Below are 17,003 nucleotides of genomic sequence, written 5' to 3'. Positions count from 1 at the left end.
GACGATAGGAGACGCGAACGATACCTGTCCAACACGAAGAACGCATCGAGCGATGCCCAACGTGAATCACCGCATGCCCGGCCGACCGCACGCGGCCGGCCGGGGCACGGATCAGCGGGTGAGCTTGCGGTGCGTCACCCGGTGCGGGCGGGCGGCGTCGGCGCCCAGCCGCTCGATCTTGTTCTTCTCGTAGTCGGCGAAGTTGCCCTCGAACCAGAACCAGTTCGAGCCCTCTTCCCACGCGAGGATGTGCGTGGCGATGCGGTCCAGGAACCACCGGTCGTGCGAGGTGATCACGGCGCAGCCGGGGAACTCCAGGAGGGCGTTCTCCAGGCTGGACAGGGTCTCGGTGTCCAGGTCGTTGGTGGGCTCGTCCAGCAGCAGGACGTTCCCGCCCAGCTTCAGCGTCAGCGCCAGGTTGAGGCGGTTGCGCTCACCACCGGACAGCACGCCGGACGGCTTCTGCTGGTCGGGCCCCTTGAACCCGAACGCCGCCACGTACGCGCGGGACGGCATCTCGACCTGCCCGACCTTGATGTGGTCCAGGCCGTCCGAGACGGCCTCCCACACCGTCTTCTTCGGGTCGATGCCGCCCCTGCCCTGGTCGACGTAGGAGACCTTCACGGTCTCCCCCACCCGCAGGTCGCCGGCGTCCGGCTGCTCCTCCCCGACGATCATGCGGAAGAGCGTGGTCTTGCCGACGCCGTTCGGGCCGATGACGCCGACGATCCCGTTCGGCGGCAGGTTGAACGACAGGTCGTCCATCAGGACCCGGTCGCCGAAGCCCTTCGTCAGCTTGTCCGCGACGATCACCGTGTTGCCCAGCCGGGGACCCGGCGGGATCTGGATCTCCTCGAAGTCCAGCTTGCGGTACTTCGCGGCCTCGGCGGCCATCTCCTCGTACCGCTCCAGACGCGCCTTGCTCTTCGTCTGCCGCGCCTTCGGGTTCGACCGGACCCACTCCAGCTCGTCCTGGAGCCGCTTCTTGCGCTTGGCGTCCTTGTTGCCCTCGACCTTGAGCCGCTCCGCCTTCTTCTCCAGGTAGACGGAGTAGTTGCCCTCGTACGGGTAGCAGCGGCCCCGGTCCAGCTCCAGGATCCAGGTCGCCACGTTGTCGAGGAAGTACCGGTCGTGAGTGACGGCGAGGACGGTGCCCTCGTACTTCGCGAGGAACTGCTCCAGCCACTGCACGCTCTCGGCGTCCAGGTGGTTGGTCGGCTCGTCCAGCAGCAGGAGATCGGGCGCCTCCAGCAGCAGCTTGCACAGCGCGACCCGCCGGCGCTCACCACCCGACAGCGTCGCCACCTCGGCGTCCCCCGGCGGGCAGCGCAGCGCGTCCATCGCCTGCTCCAGCTGGCTGTCCAGATCCCACGCGTTGCGGTGGTCGAGCTCCGTCTGGAGCTTGCCCATCTCCTCCATCAGCTCGTCGGAGAAGTCCGTCGCCATCTTCTCGGCGATCTCGTTGAACCGCTCGAGCATCCCCTTGATCTCGGCGACACCCTCCTCCACGTTCCCGAGGACGGTCTTCTCCTCGTTCAGCGGCGGCTCCTGCTGCAACATGCCGACCGTGAACCCCGGCATCAGACGCGCGTCGCCGTTGGAAGGCTGCTCCAGACCGGCCATCATGCGCAGCAGCGTCGACTTACCGGTGCCGTTCGGCCCCAGGACGCCGATCTTCGCGCCCGGGAGGAAATGCAAGGTGACGTCGTCCAGGACGACCTTGTCGCCATGTGCCTTACGCACACGCTGCATCGTGTAGATGTACTCGGCCATCCCCCAAGCCTAGGGGGTCTTCATCGCACTTCGGTTTTATTGCAGTGCCCTCCTCCTTCGGGCCTGGCGGCCCTCCATCGTCGGGCACTGCGGGCGATCGCTGCATCACTCCGACTCGCCTGGCGGCTCGCTGCGCGATCAGGGTCTCGCAAGCTCGAACCTGCCTTCGGACGCGATCGCAACCACTGAGGTTGTCGCGTGGTTGCGGCGAGGGCTGAGGTCAGCGGAGTAGTGGGTGCGGGTCGTCCCTTGGGTGCGGGTTTCGCTTTGCTTGTGTCTGGGTTCGGGCGCGATGCGGCCTGGACGCTCCCAGGTCGGCGGCCGCGGTGCGGCGGGCGGTGCCTGGCGGGTGGCGACGTGCCAAGACGTGCGCTGCGGCTTCGCAGGGTGGTCAGGTTTCTGTGGATTGGGGGTCATTGTCTACCGCGGGGAGGCAGACTCTGTCTCGGCCGGAGGATTTGGCTCGGTAGAGGGCCAGGTCGGCTGCTGCCAGGAGTTCCAGGAGGTCCTGGCCGTGGGTGCGGAAGAGGGAGACGCCCACCGAGACGGTTACCGTGACCGTGCCCTCCTCCGCGGGGACGGCCAGGCGGCGGACGCGGCCGCGGAGGCGTTCGGCCACGCGGCATGCCTCCACGGTGTCGGCGCCCGGGAGGAGGACGACGAACTCCTCGCCGCCGAACCGGCCGACCACGTCGTAGTCGCGCAGCTGGTGGCAGAGGGTGCTGGCCACGCCCACGAGGACCTGGTCGCCGATCAGGTGGCCGTGGGTGTCGTTGACGCGCTTGAAGTGGTCGATGTCGATCAGCAGGAGGGCCACGGCGTCGTGGGTGCGCTGGGCCCGGGAGAGCTCGGTGTCCGCCTCGCGCTGCCAGGCGGCGGCGTTCAGCAGGCCCGTCTTGGCGTCGGTGCGCGCGGCGGCCTGGAGCTGCTGGTGCATGAGGCTGCGCTGGAGCAGCATCACCGGGGGCAGGGCCAGGAAGAGCAGGCCCAGCGACAGCGCGCTGGTGATGGCCACGAGGATGCCCACGCAGAGCTCCACCACGTCCAGGAGGAGGCTCTCGCGGGTCCACAGGACGTCGCGCCAGCGGCCCTCGGGGTTCGCGGCGTGGGCGGCGACGGCGACGATGGCGGCGTTGACCACCGTGAACAGGGCCGCGCAGCCGACGGCGGCCGGGATGCCCGGGCAGGCCTCGACGACCCAGTGCGGGACGCCCTCCAGCGGCTCCGGCTCCATCAGGTGGAACACCATGGACGCGCACGCGCCGGCGATGCCGAGCGCCGCGGCGACGAGGGCGCGCCGGTAGATCAGCGTGCGGCGCACGCGGAACTGGAGCAGTGCTTGGAGCGGCACGGGGATCAGCAGCGCGTATACCGGGGGGAGCAGCAGGGCGACAGGCAGCCACCAGGCGGACAGCAGGTCTCGCGCTACGCCGGCGGGCATCCCGAGCCGGCGTGTCGCCTCGATGCACACCGCCCCGCATGCCAGCAGGGCGGTGAACGTCGCCAGGTCGTCGCCCCGGTACGGGGTCCCGAGCAGGCCCGCGACGGTGAGCCCCAGATGGACGGCGACGACCACCGGCACGTAGACCACGAGCAGGGCCCGGCGCCCCGGTCGCGCCCGCCGTCTGGGCCTGCGGGCCAGCTCCCCACCACGGTCCTCGGCGGACGACTGCACTGCCGTCATCCTTCCCCCTTACGCGCATCACGTTGTGTAACACGATAGTTGCAACGTGTGCGGAAGGGGCGTGAAACAGGTAGGTTCGGGAACGCACATGCCGGTGGCCGCTCCGGCCGCCCGGCACATCCTGAGGGGGATACCACCATGCGCGGCGTTTCCTGGATCTGACCAGGCCGCAAGAACCCCCGGTGGTACGGGGGGCGCAGACCGACGGTGAACCGTCCGCCGGCCGCGCTCCCGTGCGGGTCAGGCCGCCTTGGGCTCGGCCTCCTCGTCCTCGGCGGGACCGCCCAGCGCCCACTGGTCGGCCGCGTCGCGGGCGAGCTGCCGGTCCTCGTCGGTGAGGGGGCCGCTGCGCTGGGCCGGACGGAAGTCGACCGTGCCCCGGCTCAGGTCGGGGCCGAGCGTCATGGCCTCGATCTCGGCGGAGAAGCGCCACTGGTCGTCGCGCTCGTACTGGCGGATCCGCAGGCGTCCGCTGACCAGGACGGGCGTGCCGCGCTTCAGCTCGGACGCGTTGACGTTGTCGGCGAGGTGCCGCCAGCAGTTGACGGTCACGTACAGCGCCTCGTCGTCCTGCCACTGACCGGTCTGCCGGTCGAAGCGCCGGGGCGTGCAGCCGACCCTTAACGACAGGAAGGCATGCCCGTTGGCCGTCACGGCGTAGCGGGGCTCCGCCGCGACCCAGCCGGTGATGGTGACGTGCGCCTCGTTCATCGCGTCCTCCGTTGTCTCGCGTACGGGTCAACGGTGGCGCGGGCGGGCCGGGTGGCGGCGCGGAACGCGGAACTGTGGATAACTCAGCCGAGGGCGACGTCCACGTCCTTGCGGAACCGGGCGTAGATCTCCAGCTCGTCCTCGATGGGCTCGATCACCTTCTCGTGCGCGACGCGCTCGATGCCCTGGCGCATGTGGTGCTCCATCTTCTCGCCGTGCTTGGCGGACGACAGCGCGACCATGTTGCGGCAGGCGGACGCGGTGAGCCACCCCATCCCGAGCGTGCACAGGACCAGGATCAGCACGTACGGGATCAGGCCCGCCTGCCCGACGAGGCCGCCCGGGTCCTCGCCGCCCATGTCGAGCAGCCCGTACGCGACGAGGAAGCCGATCCACACGACGCTCAGGACGGCGACCAGGACCAGGAAGTACTGCCAGGTCTTGACCAGCCACCACCAGCGCGGCACCACGTTGAACGTGGGCAGGGCCTCCTTCAGCGACTCGCCGAGCGCCTCCGGGATCTCGGTGGCGTGCGAGCGGGCGGCCGTGCGGACGGAGCGGCCAAAGTGCGGCGGAAGCTCGGCGGCCACGCCCTCGGTGACGTTCTGGAGCGCGTTGTCCACGTCCCCCTGCTGGGCGCCGATCGGGCCGGTGAAGGCGTTGCGCAGCTCCTCGCGCAGCTCGGTGAGCCGCATCCGGCGCAGCGGGTCCGACCGCAGCCGGGTGATGATCGCGGTGACGGGCCAGCCGATGAAGTCGGACGCGCGCAGCTCGTAGGCGCTCTCCATGGCCTCGGCGACGGCGGGCGCGCCGGCCGCGTCGGTGAGGGCCTGGACCAGCTCGGCCCTGCGCCCGTCGTCGACCGTGGTCGGGGGCTCGGCGTCGAGCCGGTAGCCGGTGAACCGCTCGGCGACGCGGTCGACGTCGGCCGACAGCCGCTCGGTGCGGGCGCGGCGGGCGGCGACGGTGTCGACGAGGACGTCCCGGAAGCCGTGCACGCCGTCCTCGGCGACCGCGGCGGTGGTCACGATCCGCGGGTCGGCGAGGCCCTCGGCCTCCAGGAGGCGGCGCAGGTCGGCGACGCAGTCGTCGATCTCGTGGGGGGCGAGCCGGTCGACCTGGTTGAGGACGATCAGCGTGACGCCGGTGTGCCGGGCGAACGGCACGATGTAGTTGCGGTGCAGCGCGGCGTCCGCGTACTTCTGCGGGTCGACCACCCAGACGAGCAGGTCGGCGATCGTGACGAACCGGTCGACCTCGGCGCGGTGCATCGCCTGGATGGAGTCGTGGTCGGGCAGGTCGATGAGGACGAGGCCCTGCAGGCTGGCATCGGCGCGCTCCAGGTCGAGGGCGCTGGCGCGGGCGTACCGGTGCCGCTTGTCGACGTCGAGCCAGTCGAGCAGCGGGCCGGCGCCGTCCAGTCCCCAGACGCACGCGTGGGCCTTCGACGTCATCGGGCGGCGCATCCCGGTCGGCGACAGCTCCAGCCCGCAGATGGCGTTGAACAGGGAGGACTTGCCGCTTCCGGTGCCGCCCGCGAGGGTGACGACGGTGTGCTCGCCGGAGAGCCGCAGCCGCTGCCCGGCCCGCTCCAGCAGCGCGTCGGCGTCGTCCAGGACGGGCTGGTCGAGCCGTCCGAGACCCGCCCGGACGAGCCGGTCGAGGCCGTCGAGCCGCTCGACCAGCCCCGGCGGGCCGGCCGGTTCGGCGGGGGCGCCGGGCCCGGACGGGCCGAGGGTCGGGTACCCGCCGGTACCCGCCGGCGAGTTAGCGGGGATTGCCGAGGTGGTCATCGGGCAACCTCGAGGTTGTAGGTGGCCTGGTACAGCTGGACGGGGACGGTCTCGTCCGGGATGCCGGCCGAGTCGAGCACCTGCCCGAACCGGATGGCCTCCTCGTCGAACAACATCCCGATGCGGCTGCGCAGGTCGGCGCGCGCCTTGGCGCCCATGCCGCGCAGGGACTCGGCGCCGAACAGCGCCTTCAGCAGCCGCTGCGGGACGGCGCTGTTGCCGCCCTCCACGGCCACGTCGGACGTCCCGTAGCCGAGCAGGCCGATCATCAGGACGAGCGAGACCGCCTCGGTGTCGAACGAGACCAGCTTGGCGACCGAGCGCTTGGTGACGCCCTCGGTGCGGATCAGTTCCTGGACGTGGTCCTGCCAGGAGCTCACGGCGCGGGTGACGCGCCGCGACAGTTCAGGGGAGACGTGCCCGAGGTCGGCGTCCACCCCGGCGAGGACCTGCTCGCCGGCCGGGTGGTCGCGCCAGCGGGCGAGGACCTGCTCGGCGCCGTGCTCGGCGGACGCCATGATGAGCGATTCGAGCCCGCTGCGCAGCGCCGCCTTGAGCGCGCGCACCCGGGCGGGGCTGCGGTGGCGCCGGTTCGCGGCGCGGCCGCGCCGGGACCGCTGCACGTGCAGGGACTTCAGCAGGTCGCCGGTGCCGGCGAAGTCCTGCCAGCGGGCCAGCACCTCGCCGCGCAGCAGCGAGCCGTTGCGGGTGGCCTCGTCGAGCTCGGCGAGCGCGGTGCCGTACCCGGCCTCGACCTCCCTGGCGAGCTCGGTGCGCTGCCCGACCTGGGCCTCGACCTGCCGGGCGACCTCCGGGACGCGGGTGCGGAAGCTGTCCAGGACGGCGGCGAGGGTGTCGCTGATGACGATCTCGCGGTCCTCGGCGTCCTCGGCGACACCGGTCAGCCAGTCGCGGATGTCCTCGACGGCCTCCTCGGGGAGGCGGCTGTCCTCGATCCGCGTCTCCGGGACGGTGAAGCGCCGCGCGTCGCCGACCTCGTGCCGGTCGAGCATCTCGGCGAAGTGCTCGACGATCTCGCCGCCGCCGGCGCCGGCGCCCTGCGGGACGCGGGAGAGGACGACGCCGATCGTCGCGCCGTTCTCCTTGGCGCGCTGGAGCATCTGCCAGACCTGGGCGTCGGCGTACCGGGCGGCGGTGGTGACGCACAGCCACAGGTCGGCCGCGGCCATGAGCTTGGTCGCGAACTCGTAGTGGTCCTCGAAGACGGAGTCGAAGTCGGGGCTGTCGAGCAGCGCGAGGCCGGGCGGCAGCACGTCGCTGGCGATGATGACCAGTTGGTCGCCCGCGATGGCGTCGGGTGCGGGACCCCGGATCCGTCCCATCCCCGGCAGCATCGGCCCCTCCATGAACCACTGCACGTGGTCGGGGTGGCAGACGAGGATCGGGCTGCTGGTGGTGGGGCGCAGCACGCCGGTGGCGCTCACGCGGGCGCCGACGAGCGTGTTGACCAGGGTCGACTTGCCCGCGCCCGTGGACCCGCCGAGCACCACCAGCATGGGGGCGCCGGCGGCCTGGATGCGGGGCAGGACGTAGTCGTCGAGCTGGGCGCGCAGCTCGTCGCGGGCCTCGCGGGCCTGCTCGACGCCGGGGACGTCCAGCAGGAACTCGAACGAGCCGAGCTGGTCGCGCAGCGCGGCCAGGGCCCGGGTCAGCTCGCCCTGCCGGACCGTCTCACCGGCGCGCGGCGCGCGCCGCCTGCCGCGCCTGGGCGCGGCGGGCTTTTCGGGCTTCTCCGCGGGCTCGGGCTTCTCCGCTGGCCCGGGTGCGGCGTCTTCCGGGGACGCGGCCTCCTGAGACGCCGCGTCCGGGTTCACGGCTTCCGGGGGCGCGGCGCCCTTCCCGGCCGCGCCCTTCCTGGACCTTCGCTCTCTCCTCGCCGTCTTCCCGCCTCCCGCGTCGGGGGTGCCCTTCTCGGACGCGTCGGTGTCGTCTCCGGACGCCGCGCTCCCAACGGGCGCGGCGCTCTCGCCGGACGCCGCGGTCTCGCCGGGGGCGGGCTCCTCGATCCCGCGTCCCCGGCCGGCGCCGGCCTCCTCGTCGTGGACCGTGCTCTGCTCTGCCGGGGGTGTCACGGATCCCGTCCCATGTCCGCTCGAATCACGTCGATCTCTCGTGCCACGTTCACCACGTCGCCCACGACCACGATCGCCGGGGGCCGGACATCACCGGCGGCCATCTCGCCGGCCACCGTGCCGAGCGTCGCCGTCAGCGTCCGCTGGCCGGGAAGGGTACCGTCCTGTACCACGGCGACCGGCGTGCCGGACGATCGACCATAGCGCATGAGGGCCGGTGCGATGAGCCCCATCCGCTCCACCGCCATGAGCAGCACGATCGTGCCCTCCGCGCGGCCCAGCGCCTCCCAGTCGACGGTCGAGTCGGGGTGATCCGGCGGGACGTGCGCGGACACGACGTGGAACTCCTGCGCGACGCCCCGGTGGGTGACCGGGATGCCGGCGGCGGCCGGCACGGCGACCGCGCTGGTGATGCCGGGGACGACCGTGACGGGCACGCCGTGGCGGGCGCAGTGGAGGGCCTCCTCCCCGCCGCGCCCGAACACGAACGGGTCGCCGCCCTTGAGCCGGACCACGAAGCGCCCCTGCCGGGCGTTCTCGACCAGGTACTCGTTGATGCGGTCCTGGGTGACCGTCCGGCCGTAGGGGATCTTGGCGGCGTCGATCACCTCGACGTCGGCGGCGAGCTCGTCCAGCAGCCCGCCGGGGGCGAGCCGGTCGGTGACGACCACGTCGGCCATCGCGAGCAGCTGCCGCCCGCGCACGGTGATCAGCCCCGGGTCGCCGGGACCGCCGCCGACGAGCGCGACGCCGGCGGGCTTGCGCCGGGAGTGCCGGGATTCCAGCGCCCCGTCGCGCAGCCCGGTCACCACGGCGTCCCGGATCCCGGCGGCGCGCCGGGGGTCGCCGCCGAGCAGCACCCCGACGGTCGCGTCGCCCGCGTGCCCGCTCGCGGGCGTCCAGGCCGGGGACGACTCGGCGTCGTCGGCCCGGACGGACCAGATCCGCGCCCCGTCGGCCTCGGCCACCACGTCCCCGTTGACCTTGGCGTCGTCGGTGACGGCCTGCACCAGCCAGGCGCCCCGGCAGTCGCCGCGCCGGTAGGGCCGCCGGTGCCAGGTGATGCGCCCGCGGTCGGCGAGGCCCTCCAGGGTGGCGGTGACCTCCGGCGAGACCAGCACGACGTCGGCGCCCGCGTCCAGCAGGGCGGGCACGCGGCGCTGGGCGACCCGGCCCCCGCCGACGACGAGGACGCGTCGCCCGCCGAGTCGCAGGCCTAGCAGGTACGGGGGCACGTGGCGGATCTCTCGGACGCGGGTGGCGGACAGGTGTCTTTGTGGAACAAAGGTACTCGGGTTGGGGAGTTCATGGAGAGGGGCTCCGCGCAGTCGATAGCCGAGCGTGACTCATTCCGTGATCACGCTGTTACGGCGCTCCGGCGTCCTTCTCGCTCACCCCGGCGGAGTCGAAGGTGGCGACCTCGTGCAGGACCCGCACCGCCCCCTGGACCAGCGGCAACGCCAGCAGCGCGCCGGTTCCCTCGCCCAGCCGGAGCTCCAGGTCGACCAGCGGCCGCAGGCCGAGCTCGCCGACCGCGGCGGCGTGGCCGGGCTCGGCGGAGCGGTGTCCGGCGACGCACGCGCCGAGGGCGTCGCGGCACAGCGCGGCGGCGGCCAGGGCGGCGGCACCGGAGATCACCCCGTCCAGGATGACGGGGACGCGCAGCGCCGCCGCGCCGAGGACGAACCCGGCGATCGCGGCGTGCTCCAGGCCGCCCACCGCCGCGAGGACCTCCAGGGGCTCGGCGCCCGCCCCGCCGAGGAGGCCGTCCCCGCCGAGCAGGCCGTGCCGGTCCAGGGCCGTCCGGACCACCTCGACCTTGTGCGCGTGGGTGGCGTCGTCGATGCCGGTCCCCCGGCCCGTGACCCGCTCGGGCGGCTGCCCGGTGAAGGCGGCGATCAGCGCGGCTGACGCGGTGGTGTTCGCGATGCCCATGTCACCGGCGACCAGGCAGCGCGCCCCGCCCGCGACCAGGTCGCGCGCCACCTCGATGCCCGTCTCCACGGCCCGCCGGACCTCGGCGGCGGTCATCGCGGGCCCGAGCGTCATGTCGGCGGTGCCCTGCGCGATCTTGCGCGCGAGCAGGCCGGGGGCGGCGTCCAGCTCGGCGGCCACCCCGACGTCGACCACCGTGACGCCGGCGCCGACCTGGGCGGCGAACGCGTTGACGACGGCGCCGCCGGCCAGGAAGTTGGCGACCATCTGCGCCGTGACCTCCCGCGGCCACGGGGTGACGCCCTGGGCGTGCACGCCGTGGTCGGCGGCGAACACGGCGACGGCGGCCGGCTCCGGCAGCGGCGGCGGGCACCGGCCGGCCAGCCCGGCCAGGCGGACCGACACCTCCTCCAGGACGCCGAGCGACCCGGGCGGCTTGGTGAGCCGGGCCTGGTGGTCGCGGGCGTCCCGCATGGCCGCCTCGTTCGGCGGCGTGATGGAGGCGATCGTGTCCTCGATGAGGCTCATGGCGTCCTTTCAGGGTCAGATGCCCAGCTCACCGAGCACCTCCAGCAGCCGGTCGTTGGACGGACGATCGCGCACGGCGATGCGCAGCCAGTCCGGGCCGAGGCCGGGGAACGTGTCTCCGCGCCGGACGGCGTAGCCGCGTTGCCGAAGCAGGGCCCGCAGGCCGAGGGCGTCCGGCACGCACAGGCAGAGGAACGACGCGCGCGCCTCCGGGACGACGTACAGGCCCCTTGCCGACAGCTCCGCGGCGAGCCGGTCGCGTTCGGCGGCGAGTTGGACGGCCCACGCCTCGGCCTCGGCGACGGCCTCCGGTGCGGAGCACGCCTCGACGGCGACGAGCGCCGGTGTGGACACCGCCCAGAGCGGTTGCGCTTCGGCGAGCCGTCCGATCAGGTGGGGGTCGGCCAGGACGTAGCCCGCGCGCAGCCCGGCGAGCCCCCATGTCTTGGTCAGGGACCGGATGACCACGATGCCCGGGGGCAGGCGGGTGGCGAGGGTCTCCGGCTCGCCCGGGACGCAGTCCATGAAGGCCTCGTCCACCACGACGGTCCGTCCGGGCCTGGCCAGCGCGGTGACGACGTCCGCCGGATGCAGCACGGAGGTCGGGTTGGTCGGGTTGCCGATGACGACGAGGTCGGTGTGGTCCGGGACCGGCACCGCGTCGAGGGTGAAGTCCTTGCCGAGGACCACTCGCTCCACCTCGTGCCCAGCGGCCCGCAGCGCGGCCTCGGGCTCGGTGAACTGCGGGTGCACCACCACCGCCCGGCGCGGCGCGAGCACCCGCGCGAGCAGGACGAACGCCTCCGCGGCGCCGGCGGTGAGGAGCACCTCCTCGGCCGACCTGCCGTGCCGGCGGGCGACCGCCCGGCGGGCCGGACGCGGGTCGGGGTAGGCGGCGAGGTCGCCGATCGACGCCCGGATCCGCGCGGCCAGCCATTCCGGGGGCGTGCCCGTCCGGACGTTCACGGCGAAGTCCGCGAGCCCGCCGCCGACCTCGGCGTCCCCGTGGTGGCGGAGATCCACGTCGCCGGTCACGGCCGGTCCGCCTCGTAGTACAGGAGCGCGTTGACGGCGGCCGCCGCGACGGCGGACCCGCCCTTCTCGGAGACGTTGCTGAGCTGCGGGAGCCCGCCGGCGCGCAGCGCCTCCTTGGCCTCGCGGGCGCCGACGAAGCCGACCGGCATGCCGATGACCAGGGCCGGGCTCACCCGTTGGGCGATGATCTCCGAGAGCGCCTCGGGTGCGGAGCCGACCGCCCAGACCGCGCCGGGCCCGACCTCGGAGTAGGAGAGCCGGACGGCCGCGGCCGACCGGGTGATGCCGGCGGCGCGGGCCATCCGCGCGGCGGCGGGGTCGGCCGCGTGGCAGACCGTGTCGCGGGCGCTGATGCCGGCGGCGACCATCCCCTCGTCGGTGACGATCGGCGCCCCGTCGCGGAGCGCGGCCCAGCCTTGGACGAGGAACTCCTCCCGGGTCACCAGGTCCACCGCGTACTCCAGGTCGGCGGTGGCGTGGATCACCCGCTCGGCCACGGCCCGCCACAGCGGCGGCATCGGGGAGAGATCGACGCGGGACCGCAGGATCTCATACGACCGCACCTCGATCGGGTGGGGCTGACGGACGGTCAACGGCGCTCCTCGGCTACTCCGGTGGGGCGGGAATGGTCTCGATCGGGCGGTTCTTCCGCGACGGCCGCCAGGAGGGGGCCGGGGCGCCGCGCTCGCCCCAGACGACGGTCACGGGCTCTCCCGGCTCGCCCCGCGGGGTCAGCGGGGTGCCCTGGAGCCGGACGGCGTCGCCGGTGAAGCCCTGCTCGTCCAGCATGTCCAGTATGGCCTGGGCATCGTCCGCCGTGGCCAGGGCAACGACCCGGGAGGGGCCGAGGGCCGCGCAGGCGCGGAGGGCCTCCAGTCCGCTCCGTCCGAGGAATCCGGGGCCGACGAACACCGCGTCGGGTTGGGGAAGGTGGCCGGCGGTGGACCGGATGTCGCCGGAGGCCATCGCGACCTTCACACCGTGCAGGCGGACGTTCTCCCGCACCAGCTCGCACGCGGCGTAGTCGCGGTCGACGGCGACGACGGCCGCGCCGAAGCGCGCGCATTCGATGCCCACCGAGCCGTCGCCGGATTCGACGTCCCACACCATGTCGCCGATGCGGGGGCCCAGCTTGGCCAGGACGAGGGCGCGGACTTCCGGACGAAGGCCCGGCCCCTCGCCGAAGGCCTCCGCGGGCAGCGCCCACCCGGCGGCCTTGGGCGCCGCACCTGAAAGCCAGCTCGATCGACCGAGCGCGTGGCGGTTGTCCAGGACGAGCACGACCTGGGGGTCGTTCCAAGGACGGGTGGTCGCCTCGGCCGGACGGACGTAGACCACCCTCTCCCCCGGCCCGCCCAAGTCCTCGCAGACCACGAACGAACGAGGAGTGACCGGGAACAGGGCGCGCGCAAGTTCGGCCGGGCCCGCACCCGGCTCGGTCAGGACCGCGACCTTCGGATGGGCGCGGCACGCGTTGACGGCCTGCCTCAGATGGCCGTCCTTGGCGGAGACGACCAGCGCGTCCTCCCAGGGCAGGCCCGCCTGGGAGAAGGCCCTCGCGACCAGGGGCGCCGCAGGGAAGGTTTCGGGCGCGTGGCCCTGTTCGAGCAGCTCCCGGACGATCCCGAAGTAGCCGGGATCGCCGTCCACGACGAGGACGACGTCCTGTTCGGCGACATCGACGCCCTGCAAGGCTTCGACGACATCCTCGGTGGCGACTTTCCGCGCGCCCGCCGCCAGCGGCAGATCCTTCAGCAGGCGAAGCTCACCGACCACCAGCGAAGCGCTCTCCAGAGCCAGCCTGGCCGCCTCGCACAGCGGAGACCCGTCACGGCCGACGACCGTCAGCATCGCTACCGGGCCATTCGCCCGTACATGCCGACCATGCTCTCCCCCGTGGCGTCCAGCAGGACCACCTGGGCGGCGACCTGAACGTCCGAATCGCCTGCCATGCCGGCGGCGCGGCGCTCCAGTTCGCCGGCGGTCCTGCGGCACAGCTCCCGCCCGCACGGGCCGAGCTTGCCGGCGGCGTCCCACAGGTCGTAGACGTCCCGGACCGCCGGGGCCTCGGCCACCTTCCCCGCCATCGCCGTCCCGCAGTCCATGTCCAGCGTGATCGATTCCAGCAGGCCGGACGCGCCGCCAAGGAACGCGACCTGCTCCTCCATGCGGGCGACCATGATGACCTGGACGAGCCCCTCCTTGACCGCCTCGCGCAGCCGTTCCGGCTCGATCGGGACGAAACGCTCGTCCGGCAGCTTCGGCAGCATCCGGCGAGCGGCCTCACGCGCCCCCTCGCCGTACATCACGAGCGTCTTCTCCACAGCGGTCATCGGTGCCTTCCCTCCACGTCGTCGGCGACGAGCTTCTCCGAGGCACCGTCCGGGGGCCGCCGCGGCGCGCCGTCCGGAGGTGGATCGGTCGCGATGCGGCTGAAGACGACCATGTCCCGGCTGACGCCGTCCGCGTCGCGTTCCGCACCGCGCGCGATGCCCTCGCGCAGGTAGCCGGCCTTCCGGGCGACGCGGATCGAGGCGTGGTTCGTGACCATGGCGCGCAGCTCGACGCGGAAGAGCCCGCAGTGGCGCAGCGCCCAGTCGGAGACCAGGGAGAGGGCCTCGGTGGCGTAGCCGCGCCCGCGCGCGCTCGGCCGCATCCCGTAGCCGACCTCGGACGTCAGATGCGACCAGTTCACCCTGAACAGCCCGATGGTGCCCCGCAGGTCGCCGGTATCGCGATCCGTCACCGCCAGATGGATTCCCAGGCCGAACCGCTGGACCTTGTGGACGCCCTCCCGCAGGAACCAGGCGAGGGGCTCGGCCTCCAGGGCGTCCGGGAAATTGGGCGGCAGGAAGTCCTCCCCGGCGCGGATCGCGTCGATCAGCGCGGGCGCGTCGTCCAGGCCGAACGGGCGCAGTACCAGCCGTTCACCCTCCAGGCGCACGTCCCCTCTGAAAGCGTCCACGCGCGCTCCCCTCACGTCACCCGCAAGCCCTGCTCGCACAGCACCAGGCCGCCCGCACAGAATAGGCTGTCGCGGTGAGTTACCAGCGTCTGTCCCCGGACGAACGGCGTGCCCAGATCCTGGGCGTGGCGCGGAGGATGTTCACCGAACTGCCCTACGCCGAGGTGTCCACGGCCGCCATCGCGCGGGAGACCGGCGTGCAGCGCGGCCTGATCCACTACTACTTCGGGACGAAGCGCGAGCTGTTCCTCAAGGTCGTCCAGGGGTTGACGGCGGCGGCGGCGATGCAGGCGCCGCCGGCGGACGAGCGGACGACGCTCCCCGAGGCGGTCGAGCTGTGCGTGAACCTGTTCCTCGACGCGGCCGAGCGGAACGCGACGACCTGGTTCGCCGCCCTGGACGCCGAGGGGTTCGGGCAGGACCCGGAGCTGCTGAGGATCGTCAACCGGTTCCGGGACGAGACGGTCGAGCACATGCTGGCCGTCCTCGGGGTGCCGGAGCCGACCGAGACGCTGCGGGCCGTCCTGCGCGTCTACTCCGGTCTGGCGGACGCCGCGACGCGCCAGTGGCTCCAGGAGAAGACCCTCGACCGCGACCAGGTGCACACGCTCCTCGCCAGGTCGCTGCTCGCCCTGGTGAGCGACATCGGCCCCGCTCTGGAGAAGCCCGCCGCGAAGCCCGACCCGGAGAAGCCCGCCTCGGAGCAGGCGGCTGACTAGGAGCGGCCGATTCCGGCGGTCCCGGGGAGGGCGAACCAGACGGCCTTCCCGCGGACGGACGGCCCGAGCCGGGACAGCGTCCGCCGCAGGCCCCAGCATCCGCCGGACAGCTCCTGGACGATGCTGAGCCCGCGCCCGCAGTCGCCGGACGTCCAGGAGTACACGGGCAGGCCGACGTCGGCGAACCCGTCGAAGACGGCGCACCGCACCTCGCCCGCCGTCCCGTCGCCCATGTAGAGCCACAGCTCGTGCGGGCCGTGCTCACCGGCGTGCTGGTGCGCGTTCGTGGCCAGTTCGCTCACCATGAGCTGGGCGTCGGCGATCACCTCGACCGGCACGCCCAGCGAGGCGAGCGCGTCGCCGAGGACGCGGCGCGCGTGGCCCGCGCATCCCGGGCCGCCCGGCAGGGCCCACACCCACCCGGGCACGCCGTCGCCCGGGGCCTGATCGCCGCCCTTCGTCGCGTCGGCCACGGTCGCGGTGGTCAGGTCGGCTGGCGTGGTGTTCACGGGTTCCTCCCGCGGTCTGCGTGCTCCGTGCCCGGGTGAGCGTCCCGGACGGTCACCATGAGTTCCCAGGCGGTCACGCAAACAAGCGTGTCGTGAGATTCTCACGCACGCAACACCCTTCACCGAATTGCTCTGGCCTTCCTGCCGGGTTCGTCAATCGCGTTGTGGCGAGCCCGCGGAATGGTAAGACTCCACTTCCATGACCTACCGCCCCACCGTCCGCGGCCGCCGTCTCGCCCGGGAGCTCCGCAAGCTGCGCGAGGAGCAGGGCCTGACCCTGCAGGAGGTGGCGGACCGGCTCGACTGGTCGCGCGCCACCGTCTCCCGCCTCGAAACCAGCCAGACGCGCCCGAAACCCGGCGACATCGCCGACATCCTCGACCTCTACGGCGTCCCGAGCCCGGATCGCGACGCGCTCATCACGCTCGCCCGGCAGGCCGGCCAGCGCGGCTGGTGGACGGCCTACCAGGACGTCTTCGCGGGCAGCTACGTCGCGCTGGAGGACGAGGCGTCCCACATCCGCACGTGGGACCCGCAGCTCGTGCACGGGCTGCTGCAGACCGAGCCGTACTCCCGCGCCGTGATCACGGCGGGCCGGCTGCTGCCGGGCCCGGAGGACATCGAGCGCCGCATCGCCGCCCGGAAGATCCGCCAGGCGCTGCTGGACCGCACCGACGCGCCCCGGCTGCACGTGATCTTCGACGAGGCGGTGCTGCACCGCCCGATCGGCGGCGAGGAGGTCATGCGGGGCCAGCTGGACGCCCTCGCCGGCGCCCCGAAAACCCACCCATCCGTGACCATCCAGGTACTTCCATACACGGCAAAGGAGCATGCGGGCCTAGACGGACGTTTCACCATATTGTCGTATCCAGACCCCGCAGACCCAGATATCGCCTACGTAGAGGGCACCATGGGCGACGTTTACCTTGAGAGCGCCGAGGCAATAGCAAAACATAGGTATCGCTTCGAACGGATCGAGGCGGCCGCTTTGTCCCCCGAGGATTCCGCGCACCTCATCGCCGAGGCAGCAAGGAGCAGCCCGTGACCAACCTGCAGCGCGAACTCACCGGTGCCACCTGGAGCAAGTCGTCCCACAGCGGGAGCGGCGACCAGTGCGTCGAGGTGGCGCCACTGGCCAGCGGTCTTCGCGCGCTACGCGACTCGAAGGACCCCGCCGGCCCGGCCCTGGTGCTGGAGCCGCCGGCCTGGCGAGGCCTCCTGGACGCGATCAAGAACAGTTAGCGAACACACGGCAGGG

General features: G+C 72.8%; 16 protein-coding genes. 3 read left to right on the top strand and 13 right to left on the bottom strand.

The genetic code is table 11. The annotated features are described in order from the left end of the window. Positions 1-111 precede the first annotated feature (111 nt). The 12 genes from ettA to BM339_RS26660 form a co-directional block, all read right to left on the bottom strand. A complete protein-coding gene (gene ettA, locus BM339_RS26715) occupies positions 112-1,773 on the bottom strand; it encodes an energy-dependent translational throttle protein EttA (protein WP_021593089.1) in 1,662 nt (553 codons plus the stop codon). Between the two features lie 391 nt (positions 1,774-2,164). Continuing rightward, positions 2,165-3,457: a sensor domain-containing diguanylate cyclase gene (locus tag BM339_RS26710; RefSeq protein ID WP_075022601.1), complete on the bottom strand. Its 1,293-nt coding sequence runs from the start codon at positions 3,455-3,457 to the stop codon at positions 2,165-2,167. A gap of 240 nt (positions 3,458-3,697) precedes the next feature. Continuing rightward, entirely contained in the window at positions 3,698-4,168 is a 471-nt protein-coding gene (locus tag BM339_RS26705) for a single-stranded DNA-binding protein (RefSeq protein ID WP_075022600.1), read from the bottom strand. Between the two features lie 83 nt (positions 4,169-4,251). Next, positions 4,252-5,961: a GTPase family protein gene (locus BM339_RS26700; protein WP_083597959.1), complete on the bottom strand. Its 1,710-nt coding sequence runs from the start codon at positions 5,959-5,961 to the stop codon at positions 4,252-4,254. After that, entirely contained in the window at positions 5,958-8,054 is a 2,097-nt protein-coding gene (locus BM339_RS26695) for a GTPase family protein (RefSeq protein WP_256255467.1), read from the bottom strand. The genes BM339_RS26700 and BM339_RS26695 overlap by 4 nt, the downstream gene beginning before the upstream one ends. Next, the gene (cobA, locus tag BM339_RS26690; protein WP_021593094.1) at positions 8,051-9,289 is read right to left on the bottom strand and encodes a uroporphyrinogen-III C-methyltransferase; all 1,239 of its coding nucleotides are present in this window, start codon (positions 9,287-9,289) and stop codon (positions 8,051-8,053) included. Before cobA ends, BM339_RS26695 begins: the two co-directional genes overlap by 4 nt. Positions 9,290-9,419: 130 nt before the next feature. Next, complete coding sequence (gene cobT / locus BM339_RS26685; protein ID WP_024935008.1) at positions 9,420-10,517, bottom strand: nicotinate-nucleotide--dimethylbenzimidazole phosphoribosyltransferase; 1,098 nt, start codon at positions 10,515-10,517, stop codon at positions 9,420-9,422. A gap of 15 nt (positions 10,518-10,532) precedes the next feature. Beyond that, a complete protein-coding gene (cobC, locus tag BM339_RS26680; RefSeq protein WP_075022599.1) occupies positions 10,533-11,552 on the bottom strand; it encodes an Rv2231c family histidinol phosphate aminotransferase CobC in 1,020 nt (339 codons plus the stop codon). Then, positions 11,549-12,145 (bottom strand): precorrin-8X methylmutase, encoded by a 597-nt coding sequence (locus tag BM339_RS26675; RefSeq protein WP_021597545.1) that lies wholly within the window; start codon positions 12,143-12,145, stop codon positions 11,549-11,551. Before BM339_RS26675 ends, cobC begins: the two co-directional genes overlap by 4 nt. A 13-nt stretch (positions 12,146-12,158) precedes the next feature. Beyond that, positions 12,159-13,403, bottom strand: a complete 1,245-nt coding sequence (locus BM339_RS26670) for a bifunctional cobalt-precorrin-7 (C(5))-methyltransferase/cobalt-precorrin-6B (C(15))-methyltransferase (protein WP_075022598.1) — start codon at positions 13,401-13,403, stop codon at positions 12,159-12,161. A 2-nt stretch (positions 13,404-13,405) separates the two neighbouring features. Further along, positions 13,406-13,885 (bottom strand): hypothetical protein, encoded by a 480-nt coding sequence (locus tag BM339_RS26665; protein ID WP_075022597.1) that lies wholly within the window; start codon positions 13,883-13,885, stop codon positions 13,406-13,408. Beyond that, a complete protein-coding gene (locus BM339_RS26660; protein WP_075022596.1) occupies positions 13,882-14,517 on the bottom strand; it encodes a GNAT family N-acetyltransferase in 636 nt (211 codons plus the stop codon). Before BM339_RS26660 ends, BM339_RS26665 begins: the two co-directional genes overlap by 4 nt. A gap of 74 nt (positions 14,518-14,591) precedes the next feature. On the opposite strand from BM339_RS26660, the gene BM339_RS26655 reads away from it, so the two are divergent. Then, positions 14,592-15,236, top strand: a complete 645-nt coding sequence (locus tag BM339_RS26655) for a TetR/AcrR family transcriptional regulator (RefSeq protein WP_075022595.1) — start codon at positions 14,592-14,594, stop codon at positions 15,234-15,236. Here BM339_RS26655 and BM339_RS50095 read toward each other — a convergent pair. Continuing rightward, positions 15,233-15,745, bottom strand: coding sequence for an ATP-binding protein (locus tag BM339_RS50095; RefSeq protein WP_021597550.1), 513 nt, complete (start codon positions 15,743-15,745; stop codon positions 15,233-15,235). The two genes, BM339_RS26655 and BM339_RS50095, sit on opposite strands and share 4 nt — an antisense overlap. Positions 15,746-15,944: 199 nt before the next feature. On the opposite strand from BM339_RS50095, the gene BM339_RS26645 reads away from it, so the two are divergent. Then, positions 15,945-16,790 carry a helix-turn-helix domain-containing protein gene (locus BM339_RS26645; protein ID WP_021597551.1) on the top strand — a complete coding sequence of 282 codons (846 nt, stop codon included), beginning with the start codon at positions 15,945-15,947 and terminating at the stop codon, positions 16,788-16,790. Beyond that, positions 16,787-16,987 carry a DUF397 domain-containing protein gene (locus BM339_RS26640; RefSeq protein WP_218163763.1) on the top strand — a complete coding sequence of 67 codons (201 nt, stop codon included), beginning with the start codon at positions 16,787-16,789 and terminating at the stop codon, positions 16,985-16,987. The genes BM339_RS26645 and BM339_RS26640 overlap by 4 nt, the downstream gene beginning before the upstream one ends. Positions 16,988-17,003 lie beyond the last annotated feature (16 nt).

The organism is Actinomadura madurae, assembly GCF_900115095.1.
Classification (GTDB): Bacteria; Actinomycetota; Actinomycetes; order Streptosporangiales; family Streptosporangiaceae; genus Spirillospora; species Spirillospora madurae.
Note: the sequence above shows the minus strand (reverse complement) of the source record. Positions and strands in the feature narration are given on the sequence as shown.

Excerpts from the sequence above, each read along its gene's own strand:
- ettA (WP_021593089.1), bottom strand. The coding sequence starts at position 1,773 with ATGGCCGAGTACATCTACACGATGCAGCGTGTGCGTAAGGCACATGGC.
- BM339_RS26710 (WP_075022601.1), bottom strand. The coding sequence starts at position 3,457 with ATGACGGCAGTGCAGTCGTCCGCCGAGGACCGTGGTGGGGAGCTGGCC.
- BM339_RS26705 (WP_075022600.1), bottom strand. The coding sequence starts at position 4,168 with ATGAACGAGGCGCACGTCACCATCACCGGCTGGGTCGCGGCGGAGCCC.
- BM339_RS26700 (WP_083597959.1), bottom strand. The coding sequence starts at position 5,961 with ATGACCACCTCGGCAATCCCCGCTAACTCGCCGGCGGGTACCGGCGGG.
- cobT (WP_024935008.1), bottom strand. The coding sequence starts at position 10,517 with ATGAGCCTCATCGAGGACACGATCGCCTCCATCACGCCGCCGAACGAG.
- BM339_RS26670 (WP_075022598.1), bottom strand. The coding sequence starts at position 13,403 with ATGCTGACGGTCGTCGGCCGTGACGGGTCTCCGCTGTGCGAGGCGGCC.
- BM339_RS26665 (WP_075022597.1), bottom strand. The coding sequence starts at position 13,885 with ATGACCGCTGTGGAGAAGACGCTCGTGATGTACGGCGAGGGGGCGCGT.
- BM339_RS26645 (WP_021597551.1), top strand. The coding sequence starts at position 15,945 with ATGACCTACCGCCCCACCGTCCGCGGCCGCCGTCTCGCCCGGGAGCTC.